This window comes from Aestuariivirga litoralis, from assembly GCF_015714715.1.
Classification (GTDB): domain Bacteria; phylum Pseudomonadota; class Alphaproteobacteria; order Rhizobiales; family Aestuariivirgaceae; genus Aestuariivirga; species Aestuariivirga litoralis_A.
The window spans coordinates 1,565,567-1,578,547 of sequence record NZ_WAHS01000001.1 but is presented as its reverse complement, the minus strand read 5'-3'; the positions used below and the strand labels follow the sequence as shown (position 1 = coordinate 1,578,547).

Here is a 12,981-nt window from a genome sequence, read left to right as displayed (position 1 = left end):
TGTGTCAGCGGCTGAAATCGTCGTGAATATGCGGAATGCGCCAAAGTGAAACCAGTTTGGCGAAGCAATTCCGCACCAATTGAGAAAGGCGATCGGCACTTCATGCCGATCTTGCCAAAATTCGTCAATTCTTCAACGTCAGCGTGCCGTTTTCCGAGCCGAAGCTCGAGAGGCGCGACAAGAAGCTCATGCCGAGCAATGTGCCGGTGAGGGCGCCTTGCGGCAGAACCAGCGCATCCACATTGTCCACACGCACATTGTCGATCTCGACGCGCGACAGTTTTACCCGTGCCGCCTTGGTGGCGCCATTGGCAGTGTTCACGCCCACATCATAGGTCAGCAGGCGCGGGCGCAAACCTACCCGGTCAGCATCTTCATAAGACAGCGCCACGGCAGAAGCCCCGGTATCGACCAGCACTTGTATAGTCTGGCTGTTCACATAGGCCTGCGTCACGAAATGTCCGCCCTGGCCGCCCTTGATTTCGGTCACCGCCATCAGATCAATATTGTTCTTCACATGGATCGGCGGGCGCAAGCCCGGCAGGCCAGCCCCAAGGGTCAGCAGAATAGCAAGGGCAACGCTGGGCAAGGGTTGGATGCTGCGCATGGAAACTCCGAAAACAGGAGCTCAAGGTAAACGCCCGGTGCGTGAAGAAGCGTTGACGCCAGCGAGAAACTGGAAAGGAGAGTTAATGAATGCTTGCGAAGAAAGTCGCCAGCATGCCGATTTCGGTCAGCACTTGCACGGCGCCACAAATGTCACCGGTCTGCCCGCCCACCAGCCGCGTGGCCGCGCGCCGCATCAGGGCGGTAATGAGCAGTGCAACTGCCATCGCTTCAACGCCTGAAATCGGGTTGATGAACCAACCCGCCCAGACAGTCAGCGCACCACCGGTCACGATTGAAAACAGCGCCGCTGCCCGGCTGGGCCGCCCGGCCATGCTGGCCAGCCCATCACTGCGGGCCGAACGCGTGGCCCACATCATGTCCACCACCATGGCGCGCGAGAAAGCACCGGTGGCAGCGAGCATCAGTATGGCTTGCCAGGGTTTGACTTCACCCAGCGTGTGATAGGCGGAAGCCTTGCACAGAATAGCGAGAATGAGAGCCGAAGCCCCATAGGTGCCAATGCGGCTGTCGCGCATGATTTCCAAACGGCGCTCGCGGGTCTTGCCGCCTAGCAAGCCATCGGCGGTGTCGGCCAATCCGTCTTCATGAATGGCCCCGGTGAGGAACAGGCCAAAGCCAATCGCAAGTGCAGCCGCCATCACATCAGGCAGCTGCAAATAAGACAAAGCGGTAAGGACCACGCCATTGACTGCGCCGATCAGGGCACCCGCCAAGGCAAAAAGCCGCATGCTCTGCGCCAGCGGCACGGGATCAACGGTGCGCACAAAGGGAATGGGCAAACGGGTGAGAAACTGCAGGGCCACCAGCAGTTCGGAAACCGGGCGAAGCGGTTTCGAAGGAGTCTGCGGTGGGTCTGAAATGTCGCTCATGGACGGCTGGCTTGTGGTTTTCCCTGCCACCCGTGATAAACGCAAGTTCTGTTCAGTTACAAGATTAAAGGATCATTCCATGACCACCGGCCTTCCCTTTGATGACATCCGTCACCTGATTGCATCAATGCCGGGGCCGGATGAGCAAGCGGAGGCACAGGCGAAAGCCCATGATGCCATCCTGACGAAGCCGCCCGGTGCGCTGGGCAAACTGGAAATGATCGCAGAATTCATGGCCCGCTGGCAGCATCATTACCCGCCGCGCGCGGATCGCACGGTGGTTGCGGTGTTCGCTGGCAATCATGGCGTGGTGAAGCAGGGCGTGGCCGCCTATCCGCCGGAAGTGACAATGCAGATGGTCGCCAATTTCCAGGGCGGCGGCGCGGCGGTAAATCAGATTTGCAAAGCCTATGATCTGGGCCTCAAGGTATTTGAATTGGCACTCGAACAGCCCACGGGTGACATTACCCAGGATGCCGCACTCAGCGAGAAGGACTGCGCCGCCACGATTGCCTACGGCATGGAAGCAATCGCCGGCGGCTGTGACCTCCTCTGTGTCGGCGAAATGGGGATCGGCAATACCACAATTGCATCAGCTCTCGCTTGCGCACTGTTCGGCGGCAAGGGCGCCGATTGGGTGGGCATCGGAACGGGCGTGGATGCTGCCGGCCTGAAGCGCAAGGCCGATGCCGTGGACCGTGCCATGGCCTTCCACCAGGGCCATCTAAGCGATCCACTGGAAGTGCTGCGCCGTGTCGGCGGGCGCGAATTCGCCGCCATGGCAGGCGCCATTCTGGCGGGCCGCATGCAGAATGTGCCGGTGATCGTGGATGGCTTCGTGGCCAGCGCCGCCGCCGCCGTGCTTTATAAGGCCGACAAGTCAGCCCTTGATCATTGCCTCTTCGGCCATTGCTCGGCTGAAAATGCCCATCGCAAATTGCTGGCTGCCATGGGCAAGGAGCCGCTGCTTGATCTGGGCATGCGTCTGGGCGAAGCTTCCGGTGCCGCGATGGCAGCGGGTGTCGTGAAAGCCGCACTCGCCTGCCACAATGGCATGGCGACGTTTGAGAGTGCAGGCGTTTCCAATAAGGACTAGCCGGTCAGTTTCAGCAGCCGCTTCTGGCTTTCGCTGGAAATCGCTGCTCCGGATTCGAGCTCGCTCATAGGTCCGGACAGCACGCGTTTGGCGGGGAAGGTGCACAGGATATTTGTGCCAAGACCCACCATGCTTTCAATTTCGATTGTGCCTTCGTGCAGCTCCATGATGCCTTTGACGATCGCCAAGCCCAGGCCAACGCCATCGATTGCCTTGTCGGTGGAGCGCCGCCCGCGCGTGAAAGACATCAGCACTGATTTCAGCTCTTGCGGTGGAATGCCAGGACCATTGTCTTTCACAAAGATTTGCAGTGCGCCGTTGGAAACGCGCTTGGCGCCAATTTCGATCTGGCCGCCCTCGGGCGTGAATTTCACCGCATTGGTGAGAAGGTTAATCGCCACCTGTTGAATGGACCGGCTGTCACCCCGCAGGCGTGGCAGTTCAGGGTCGATAGAGAGGGTGACAGAAACTTTTTTCTCCGCTGCCACGGGTGCAGCGAAGGCCATCGCGTCTTCAAGCGGCTTCGAGATGGTGATCACAGTGTCCATGATCTCGCGCCGTCCGGCCTCAATGCGCGAAATATCGAGAATATCGTTGATCAATCCCAGCAGGTAGCGGCCGGAGGAATTGATGTCAGCGGCATAGTCCTTGTAGGTATCGTTCTTGATGGGGCCGAACATCTCGGTGTGCAGGATTTCGGAAAAGCCAAGAATTGCGTTGAGCGGTGTGCGCAGTTCATGGCTCATATTCGCGAGAAAAACGGTTTTGGCCTGGCTGGCACTTTCCGCCTTGCCGCGCTCTTTTTCGGCAAGATCGCGCGCGGCGCGCAGCTCTTCAATCAGAGCATCCTTTTGCGCGCGGAACAGCAGCATGTCGCGGGCTGTATCTTGCAGGCGGCGCGCCACCAGAAGGAAAAGCACCTCCAAGAACACCAGAATGCAACCAACTGTGCTGTTGAAAACATCAAACTCGACAAAACAGCGCAAGGCCGCCCCAAGCACAATGATTCCAGTGCCGGCCACCAGGACGGGCATGAAATTGTTTGCGATGAGAAAGCGAAGCGCCGCTACGGCCAGCACCGTGGCAATCAGGAAGGTCCCATGCTGATGCACGCCTTCCGGTGTGAACAGGAACAGCGGCAAGACCCAGAACAGGCCCTGCATGAATTCGGTTGCTGTTGCCATGCCCAGCCAGTCGCCAAACACGCCGTGCATTCCACTGCCGTGCAACGGCTTCGACTTGAAATAATACCAGCACAGGTAAATTTGGATTAAGCTGGTGCCGACGGTACCGAGCAACCAGGGCAAAACCACATTCCAGCCGCACCAGGGAGCGACAGTAAAGGCGAGGAACATCGCAAGCGCAGGCATCACGACAGCCAGTTTGAGCTGGTTGCGCAGGAAGAGCTCAAGCAGCTCGCGCTGCCAGGGCGAATTCTGTGGCTTGGCAGCCATGGCAAAATCAGCAGAGTCCGGCCGACTGTTCAGCTTGGAAGTCAGGCCCTCGCGGGCAAGTGGCGATACGTCATCGGACATTGCCTGGTCCTACCAACAAGCTCTAAACCTTCAGTTGGGAAATTCGCTAAAATCATTTGGATTAAATGCAGTTGGACTTCCCGCTTGCCCTTCAATAATCCCTTCACCATATCAACCTGCCAGAACAACCAACGGTTTACTCTCCCATGCCCGCACTTTCCCAAGACCTGATCCTCGCCGAACTGAAACACATTGCCGCCCCGGACGGGCGCGGCAACATTGTGAGTGCGGGGCTTGTGTCCGAAATCGCCATCCAGGACGGCGAGGTAATGTTCGCCCTCAATGTGAACCCTGCCCATGCCAAATCCATGGAGCAGCTGGCCGCCTTTGTGCAGGACCGTGTGTCGAAGATCGACGGCGTCAAGAAAGCCCGTGTGGTGTTGACAGCGGAACGCGCACCTGAGCGTACCCCCGGCCCAAAGCAGCAACAGGCCGCTTCGCTGCGCAACGGCATCCCAGGTGTGAAGCATTTGATCGCCGTGGCCTCCGGCAAGGGTGGCGTAGGCAAATCCACCACCGCGATCAACCTGGCGCTGGGCTTCAAGGCTAATGGCCTGCGCGTGGCGGTGCTGGATGCCGATGTCTATGGCCCCTCGATGCCCAAGCTATTCGGCATCCACGGCAAGCCTGAAGCTTCCGATGAGGAAGGCAAGCGCATGAAGCCGATGAACCGCTTCGGCGTCGAAGTCGCCTCCATTGGCTTCCTCGTTGATGAAGCCACCCCGATGATCTGGCGCGGGCCGATGGTCATGTCGGCCCTCACCCAGCTTTTGCGCGAAGTGTCCTGGGGTGAAACCGATGTGATGGTGATCGATATGCCGCCCGGCACTGGCGATGCGCAATTGACGCTGGCGCAGCAAACCCCGCTCTCCGGCGCGGTCATTGTCTCCACCCCACAGGATCTCGCGCTGATCGATGCGCGCAAGGGCCTCAACATGTTTGTGAAGGTCAATGTGCCGGTGCTCGGCATTATCGAGAATATGAGCTATTTCATTTGCGACCAATGCGGCAAGCGCCACGAAATCTTCGGCCATGGTGGCGCGCGCAAGGAAGCGGAGAAACTGAGCCTGCCTTTCCTGGGCGAAATTCCGCTTGATCTGGAGATTCGTGAACGCTCTGATGCAGGCGAGCCCATCGTGGCCAGCCTGCCGGATTCACCCCATGCAGCAGTGTACCGGGGCATCGCCGCCAACATCTGGGCCAGGCTGGAAGCGGGCCAATTGACCAAGGCCCCGCCGCGCATCGTTATTGAATAGGATCAACAGATTAGCCCTTCGCCCCGGCCCTGAGTTGACTTATGATCGCAATTGGTTGATTCAATTCAACAGCGGAACTCGACAGAGGGGATGAGATGTCGAATTTGATGAAGCTATTGGGGACGGTGTTGGCCCTGCTGGGTCTGGTGCTGGGGGCCTTGTCCTTCGTACAGCCGGGCCGCATGGCGGTTTACGGAATTCAATTGGATACGGCAGTGTTCCTGCTGGTGGGCGGCATCTTGGCCGTGGGCCTCGGCGGCGTGATTGACGCGTTCCGGGTCAATGCACCAAGGAAGCAGGCTGAAACCGTGGGCGCTCCGCCGCCGCCATCGCGCGTGGCAGTGCCCGCACCGGTGAGTTCGCCGCAGGACAATGCCAAGGCCGGGGCCTTTTTCAACAAGAAGACGCCGGAGGCAGAAGCGCTGTCCGCCGCCGAGGCAGCAGTGGCTTCCGTGGCCGGCATTTCGCGCGATGAAGCCGACGCCGCGCTGAAGGGTGCCGGCGTGCAAGTGACCGACACGATCAACGCGCTGGAACAGGCCAAGAAAGACATCATCAAATCCATCGGTGGGATGGATGCAGCAGACGCCGCTGAAGATGATGATCGCCCCGGACCGGAAGATCATGCCGAGGCCGCTCAAAGCGCATCGGGTGCCGAAGGCCTGTTTGTCGTCGAGGAAAAAGTCATCCGTGGCCGCGCCGCACGCGTGCTTTCCGATGACACGATCGAAGCCGAAACCGATGAAGGTTGGATGCGCTTCGAAGATTTCGACCACCTGAACGAATATCTCGACTCGATGGAAGAGCAGGCGGGTTAACTTCCCCGCTGCTATTCGCGATCACGTCATGCCCGCGTAAACGGGCGTTTCTTTTCAAGCCTTCGCCTTCCTCGGCATCAGATCATACGGATGCTTCCAATGTGGCAGCGCCTTGACCCGCTCGGTCCAAGCCGTCACATGCGGCAGCACTTCGAACGGCAATTCATCACCGTAATAGAGATACCCCACCAGTGAAATGTCAGCGATGGTAGGCCTGTCACCGAGCAGGAATGCCCGGCCTGCGAGGTGCTTGTCCAGCACACCCATCGATCCATTCACCCGCCCGCGCAGCCATTCAATCACGGCAGGATCGCCGGTTTTGGCCAGCGTGACCAGGAATCGCAGCGTGGCGATGTAGCTGGTGAATTTGTGATTATCCCACAGGATCCAGCGCAAGATTTCGCGCCGCTCATCCGCATCGCGGCCGGAGAATTTACCGGTCAGGGATGACAGATAATCGAGGATCACGCCGGACTGGCTGAGCATTTTGCCATTGTGGTCCAGCACCGGCGCTTCGCCCATTTCATTCACATCAGAGCGATACGCATCGCCGCGCGTCTCGCCATTGAAGAAATCGACCAGTTCCGGCCGCCATTCCAGATCGCACAGATTGAGCATCAGCGCGGCTTTATAGGAATTGCCACTCTCGCCAAAACACCACAGTTTGAATTCCGCCATCATCGCACCTCCAGAACGCTAGTCGCCGCCCGCCGCACCACTTCCGTCGCCACCGATCCGCGTAACAGGCGCTCCATCTTGGTGCGCCGCTCGTCATTGACCACAATGGTACCGTAGTTGTTGCCCACTTCGACAATAGAGGTGGCCACATCCCCCACGGCAACTCTCGCCTCAAGCGTAGTGATGCCCATGGCTTTGAGTAGGGCCTGCGCATTGGCCACCGCCTCTTGCGCCGCTGGACGCGCCGCTTCATCGGGCGCCACGGAAAGCAGGCTGATATCGCGTTGCATCACATGCGCCAGCACAGCACCGCGCCGCACCAGTTGCATCGAGCGCGCCGTGCCATCAATGGCGAACAGAAAGCCCATGCGCTCATTCTGCTTTCTGGCCACCATCACCGAACAGGGCGCCATAGTGGCAATGGTTTGCACCACGCCGGAATCAAACAGCGACCGGAATTCCGAGCGCCACCGCGAAGGCGCGCCCACGATTATGAGGTTATACGGCCCCAACTCATATTGATCGAGAATGCCCACCGCCACATCAGGCGCGGTCTTTAGCTTCAGCACCACGCTGCGCCCGGTTGGGCCTTTATACTCAATCTTGTTATCACCCGCCGGATCGCCCCAGGCATCCTGGTTCTGCACTTCGCGACTCCAGTCGCTCACATCGAGCCCTTCGGCCTTGAGGATATCGAGCGCGCGTTTCAGATGGCTCACCCCCGGCAGCTCGAAGCCGGATTCCATCATGTTCTGCCGCGCCAGCCGCACTTGCAATCCGCCCGAATGCAGTCCCGTATCGATGGGCCGCACGTAGAGAATAATGATGTCGCATTCATCCGACGCGCCAAACCGCGCCGCCTTGCGCACGCTGATGAAGCTTTCGTCTGTTCCGTCAATGCAGGCCAGGATGCGGAACCGGTTGCGCCGCTGCGCACGCAGATGCGACACGGTTTTCTGGATGGCGGCTTCCTGCCGGTCCGGCAGCACATTGCGGCGGAACAGGCTCATGATAATTGCGGCCAGTAATATTGCGCCAGCAGCATCAGCACCATGAAGGACAGGATCATCATGCGCACGCCAATTTTCATAAAGTCAGATGCCTTGAGATAGCCTGACGCATACACAATCGTGAACGCCGGTTGCGCTGCAGGCGTCAGATATCCAAAGGCTGATGAAATCGCTGACAGGAAACCAGTGGCCAACGGATCATGCCCCGAAGCCACCGCCGTGTTCAGCACGATGGGCGCCAGCACCGCCACGGCAGCACCCGCAGTCATTGTGTTGGACACGAAAATGGTGAGCACTGAAATGGTGAAGTTGAACGGGAACAGCCCATTGGCATTCACCGCTTGCATGCCATGCAGCATGCTGTGCGCCACCCATTCGGCAGCGCCCGTGGCCTTCATTTCCACGCCCAGCGAAATCGCGGCAGCATAAAGCCAGATCACCCCCCAGTTCACGCCGGCATTGATGTCTTCCCAGCGCACCAGGCCGAAAATCAGAAACGCTGCCGTGCCGGCAATCGCAATCGTGCCCAGGCCCAGATGCTGCGAAAAGCCGACCCAGGCGGTGATGGTGACGCCGAAAATCAGGATGGTCATCCATTCCGAACCACGCATCGGCCCCTGCATGGCAACCTGCGTGCGCAGCCGCGCGATGGAGCGCGTCATGTCAGTGGTTTCGGGCTTGAAGGTCCAGGCCAGCAGCAGCGTGACGAAGGGCAGGCGCAGCAGGAACATCGGGAAGGCGTAAAGTGCCCAATGCAGGTAATCCATGATGTAGCGGTTGGTGGCCGGGTCCTCCGGGTTGAAGAATAGCGATTTCCAATAGGAAATCATGATGGCATTGCGCGCGCCGCCCGATGGCGTGGCTACGCCGGCAATCGAGCAACCATAGCAGATCGAGAACAACAGCACGGCGGCCACATTGCGCACTTTGGTGGGTTCATTCGAGGTCAGTGAAATCAGCGTCACGCCCACCGGCAGCATCATCGCCGCCACTGTATGTTCACCGATAAAGGCCGCCAGCAAACCGCACACAACGACCAGTCCGAAACTGATGGCGTAAAGATTGGTGCCAGTGATCCGCACGATCCACCAGGCAATGCGTTTGTCGAGACGCTGCTTCACCACCGCCACGGCCAGCATCAGCGAGCCCATGATGAACAGCACAGAGTCCGTCATCAGGCTCTGCGCCACCACCGTGGGGTCAATTCCCAGCAGCACCACTTCGCCGACAATAATCAGCAACGGCACTGTGGGCAGCGGCACCGCCTCGCTGGCAAACAGGATCGTCGAGATCAGCGACATGCACAGAACGATCTGGCCCTGATGCGTCAGCCCCGCAGGCGTGGGCGCCGTCATCAGTGCAAAGCCAAGGAACATGGCAATGATGAACCAGCGCCGCTTCCACAGCAGCGAGAAATCGATGAAATTCTTCCAAAGGACATAGCGCTGGTAACCGCGCCGGCGGATGCGGTGAAGGCCAGACGACACCTCGTTTGCCAGCAAACTGTCGCGGGCTAAGAGGAAGCTGGCCTGTTCTGCGCTCATCGCGTGGTCTTTGCCCTTTTGCAGCGGCCCGTGGTAAAGTTAACGCCGGAACCCCGGATTCGCCACGCCAGCCATGCTTCAAGCCGTACTCTCAAAAATCGATGCCGCGCAAGAAGAAAGCTTGGAAATTTTGTTCCGCTTGGTGAAATTCCAGAGCATCGCAACCGACCCGGCTTTTGACAGTGAATGTATCGCTTGTGCCCACTGGCTGAAGGCCCATTTGGAAAGCTTTGGCGGCCGGGCCAGCTTGCACAACACCACGGGCCAGCCGGTGCTTCTGTCCCGCTGGAACGAAGGCCAGGCCAGCCTGCCGCATGTTCTGTTTTACGGCCATTATGACGTGCAGCCAGTCGATCCACTCAACCTCTGGGCCACGCCACCTTTCGAGCCACGGATCGGCAAAACGGCCAGCGGCGTGAAGGCCGTCTTCGGCCGCGGTGCCGCCGACGACAAGGGCCAGTTGCTAACCTTCCTAGAGGCCGTGCGCGCCTGGATGGCAATTCACGGCACGCTGCCCTTCCGCCTCACCGTGCTGCTTGAAGGCGATGAGGAGGGCAACAGCGATGTGCTGGATGCTTTCCTGAAGGAGCAGGGCGCGGCGCTGAAGGCCGATATCGCCATGATCTGCGACACCGAAATGTGGGATGCCAAAACACCCGCCATCACCACATCGCTGCGCGGCTGTATCAGCGAAGATGTGGTGGTCACCGGGCCACGGCTCGATTTGCATTCCGGCTATTTCGGCGGCCCCGCCCGAAACCCGCTGAAGGCGCTCTCGAGCCTCATCGCCAAGCTGCATGACGCCAAGGGCAAGGTCACCGTGCCCGGCTTCTATGACGGCGTGAAGCCGGTTTCCAAAGCCAAGCTTGCCAATTGGAAACGCTTGAAGCTGACGGAGAAGGAAGTGCTCGGCCCCATCGGCCTCAAGACTTCCGCAGGCGAAAAGGGCTTCACCCTGGCCGAGCAGCTCTGGGCCCGGCCCACGCTGGAGGTCAACGGCTTCTGGGGCGGCTATACCGGCATCGGCGGCAAGACGGTTCTGCCCGCCAAGGCGCAAGCCAAATTCTCATTCCGTTTGGTCGAAGGCCAGAAACCAAAGAAAGTGCGCGCCGCCTTCCGCGCTTTCATGAAGGCGAACCTGCCGCCCGATTGCAAAATCAGCTTCCATTCCCATGCCGGTGATTCAACCGGCATCGCCGTGAAGGAAGACAATCCATGGATCGCCGAGGCCGCAACCGCCCTGAGCGAAGAATGGGGTGTGAAGACCGCATTGGTCGGCAGCGGCGTTTCGATCCCCGTCGTCGAATGTTTCCGCAAGCATCAGAAAATGGAAAGCCTGCTCGTGGGCTTCGCCCGGTTTGATGATGCGGCCCACAGCCCGAACGAAAAATATGATCTTGAAAGTTTTCACCGCGGCACGCGCTCTTGGGCGCGGCTGTTTGGCAGCATTGCAAAAAGGACGTGAATGATGAGTGTAGATAAAGTTGTCAGCGCAGCAGAAGCCGGCTTCAAATCCAGCCTCGACAGGTTGTTTGAACTTCTGCGCATCCCGTCCATTTCAACCGACCCCGCCTATGCCGGCCCCTGCGATGATGCCGCCGCCTGGCTGGTGAAAGAGCTCAAGGCCTTGGGCTTCGAAGCAAGTGTGCGCCCCACGCCGGGCCGCCCGATGGTGGTGGCGCATTACACGCCGCAGGGTGCCACGCCCAAAACACCGCACGCACTTTTCTATGGCCATTATGATGTGCAGCCCGTCGATCCGATTGAGCTTTGGCACACCAAGCCTTTCGAGCCCACGCTGAAAAAAGGCGCCGATGGCGTGGAGCGCATCTATGGCCGCGGCACGGCGGATGACAAAGGCCAGCTGATGACTTTCGTTGAAGCCGCCCGTGCCTGGATCGCCACCACGGGATCGCTCCCGGTAAAGGCTACTTTCCTCATCGAAGGGGAAGAAGAGTCGGGTTCGCCCTCACTCATTCCCTTCCTGAAAGCCAACAAGGCAGAGCTCTCCTGCGATGTCGCCTTCGTCTGCGACACTGGAATGTGGGACGAGAAAACCCCTGCAATTACAACCCGCTTGCGCGGCCTTGTTCATGAGGAGGTTGAAGTCGAAGGCCCATCGATTGATCTTCACTCCGGCATGTATGGCGGCCCTGCGACGAACCCTATCCGCGCATTGTCGAAGCTGGTCGCCTCGCTGCATGACAAGAATGGCAAGGTCACCATTCCGGGATTCTATGATGGTGTTGCGCCACTGTCCAAAGCCACCAAGAAGCAATGGGCCTCGCTGAAATTTTCGGAAAAGAAGTTCCTTGGCAGCGTGGGCTTGAAATCCGCTGCCGGTGAAAAAGGTTTCAGCGTGCTGGAGCAAATCTGGGCGCGGCCCACAGCGGAAGTGAACGGCATGTGGGGCGGCTATACGGGTGCGGGCACCAAGACGGTGATCGCTTCCAAGGCGCATGCCAAATTCACCTTCCGTCTGGTCGGCAAGCAAAGCCCGCAGAAAGTGCTGAAGGCATTTCAGGCCTTCGCCAAAAAGCAGATGATGCCCGATGCCAAACTCCGTTTCTCCGGCAAAGGCAGCGGTGCACCTGCATCCGAGATTGCTGATGGCAGCGTTTACATCCAGAAATCTGCAGCGGCCTTGAAGGCCGAATGGGGCAGGGAGACGATGCTGATTGGCGGCGGTGGCTCCATCCCCATCGTGCGCCACTTCAAGGATATTCTGGGCATGGATTCGGTGCTTGTGGGCTTCGGCCTGGATGACGATGCCATCCACAGCCCGAATGAGAAATACAACCTCACCAGCTTCCAGCGCGGCATCAAAAGCTGGGTGCGCATTTTTGGTGCGCTGGCGAGATGAATTTGTCGCTTTTCAAACGTCAAAAATCCTGATATTTAAGGTTGTGGGACGCAATTTGAATGGGGTGAAATATGAAGTTCCTTAAGAACTTTGCTATTTTGAATTGCAATCTTTGCTTGTTTGCTCCCGTTGCTCAGGCGGCAAGTGGCGATACAATTGAAATCAACCCGCCTGCAAAACTTATGTCAGGTTCTGCGCCTTTCAGTTTTGGGTTAAGGGCAAAACAGGCAGCAAGTTCGGGCGTAGGTTGGATCTGGTTTGGAATTCGATCAGGCGATTGGTGGACGCAGTTGGACCCGCCCCAACCGCAAAACGGACTTTATGCGTCTGCCTGTACCGTCCATGGTTCGCCAGCAGGGGTGTCATCGGAGCTTCAGCCAGCCAATCCCGGTGAAGATGCTCAAGAAAAGGGTTTTGACACCGGTTTCCAATGTGGTCGCGCTTTTGGAATGGCTGTCAACATAAATGGGTGTACCGCAAAATTCCAGGCTCACGGATATTCACATACTGATGCACCCCTGATCACCTATATGGGCTTTAGCGTTTTGGAAATTGAGCTGAAAAAGCGTAACGACCACAAGGGTTCCATGAAGGTGGTTGTTTATACTCCGGCTGGAAAAAATATGATGTCCGGCGAAGTAACAGGCGCAATCAACATGCCATCCTGCAACTTGCATTAAGC

The 12,981-nt window shown here is 58.5% G+C and carries 12 protein-coding genes; 6 read left to right on the top strand and 6 right to left on the bottom strand.

Going from position 1 to position 12,981, the window contains the following annotated elements:
* Window positions 1–124 precede the first annotated feature (124 nt).
* Both F8B91_RS08110 and cobS read right to left on the bottom strand, forming a co-directional pair.
* Window positions 125–607 carry a TIGR02281 family clan AA aspartic protease gene (locus tag F8B91_RS08110; RefSeq protein WP_196503207.1) on the bottom strand — a complete coding sequence of 161 codons (483 nt, stop codon included), beginning with the start codon at window positions 605–607 and terminating at the stop codon, window positions 125–127.
* Between the two features lie 82 nt (window positions 608–689).
* A complete protein-coding gene (cobS, locus tag F8B91_RS08105) occupies window positions 690–1,499 on the bottom strand; it encodes an adenosylcobinamide-GDP ribazoletransferase (RefSeq protein ID WP_196503206.1) in 810 nt (269 codons plus the stop codon).
* A 79-nt stretch (window positions 1,500–1,578) separates the two neighbouring features.
* Here cobS and cobT point away from each other — a divergent pair, with 79 nt between their 5' ends.
* The gene (gene cobT / locus F8B91_RS08100; RefSeq protein ID WP_196503205.1) at window positions 1,579–2,595 is read left to right on the top strand and encodes a nicotinate-nucleotide--dimethylbenzimidazole phosphoribosyltransferase; all 1,017 of its coding nucleotides are present in this window, start codon (window positions 1,579–1,581) and stop codon (window positions 2,593–2,595) included.
* Here cobT and F8B91_RS08095 read toward each other — a convergent pair.
* Window positions 2,592–4,130, bottom strand: coding sequence for a sensor histidine kinase (locus F8B91_RS08095; RefSeq protein ID WP_196503204.1), 1,539 nt, complete (start codon window positions 4,128–4,130; stop codon window positions 2,592–2,594). The genes cobT and F8B91_RS08095 overlap by 4 nt on opposite strands.
* A 146-nt stretch (window positions 4,131–4,276) precedes the next feature.
* On the opposite strand from F8B91_RS08095, the gene apbC reads away from it, so the two are divergent.
* Entirely contained in the window at window positions 4,277–5,386 is a 1,110-nt protein-coding gene (apbC, locus tag F8B91_RS08090) for an iron-sulfur cluster carrier protein ApbC (RefSeq protein ID WP_196503203.1), read from the top strand.
* A gap of 95 nt (window positions 5,387–5,481) precedes the next feature.
* On the top strand, window positions 5,482–6,204 hold the full coding sequence (locus F8B91_RS08085; protein ID WP_196503202.1) for a hypothetical protein: 723 nt from the start codon (window positions 5,482–5,484) through the stop codon (window positions 6,202–6,204).
* A gap of 54 nt (window positions 6,205–6,258) precedes the next feature.
* Here the strand turns inward: F8B91_RS08085 and F8B91_RS08080 are convergent, their stop codons facing one another.
* From F8B91_RS08080 to F8B91_RS08070, 3 genes are read right to left on the bottom strand one after another with little or no spacing between them, the layout of a single operon-like run.
* The gene (locus F8B91_RS08080; protein ID WP_196503201.1) at window positions 6,259–6,882 is read right to left on the bottom strand and encodes a glutathione S-transferase family protein; all 624 of its coding nucleotides are present in this window, start codon (window positions 6,880–6,882) and stop codon (window positions 6,259–6,261) included.
* The gene (locus F8B91_RS08075; RefSeq protein WP_196503200.1) at window positions 6,882–7,892 is read right to left on the bottom strand and encodes a universal stress protein; all 1,011 of its coding nucleotides are present in this window, start codon (window positions 7,890–7,892) and stop codon (window positions 6,882–6,884) included. The genes F8B91_RS08080 and F8B91_RS08075 overlap by 1 nt, the downstream gene beginning before the upstream one ends.
* Window positions 7,889–9,436, bottom strand: coding sequence for an SLC13 family permease (locus F8B91_RS08070; protein ID WP_196503199.1), 1,548 nt, complete (start codon window positions 9,434–9,436; stop codon window positions 7,889–7,891). Before F8B91_RS08070 ends, F8B91_RS08075 begins: the two co-directional genes overlap by 4 nt.
* A 73-nt stretch (window positions 9,437–9,509) precedes the next feature.
* On the opposite strand from F8B91_RS08070, the gene F8B91_RS08065 reads away from it, so the two are divergent.
* The 3 genes from F8B91_RS08065 (at window position 9,510) to F8B91_RS08055 (ending at window position 12,979) form a co-directional block, all read left to right on the top strand.
* Complete coding sequence (locus F8B91_RS08065) at window positions 9,510–10,901, top strand: M20/M25/M40 family metallo-hydrolase (protein WP_196503198.1); 1,392 nt, start codon at window positions 9,510–9,512, stop codon at window positions 10,899–10,901.
* The gene (locus F8B91_RS08060) at window positions 10,902–12,299 is read left to right on the top strand and encodes a M20/M25/M40 family metallo-hydrolase (protein WP_196503197.1); all 1,398 of its coding nucleotides are present in this window, start codon (window positions 10,902–10,904) and stop codon (window positions 12,297–12,299) included.
* Between the two features lie 71 nt (window positions 12,300–12,370).
* Window positions 12,371–12,979 (top strand): hypothetical protein, encoded by a 609-nt coding sequence (locus tag F8B91_RS08055; protein WP_196503196.1) that lies wholly within the window; start codon window positions 12,371–12,373, stop codon window positions 12,977–12,979.
* Window positions 12,980–12,981: the final 2 nt, after the last annotated feature.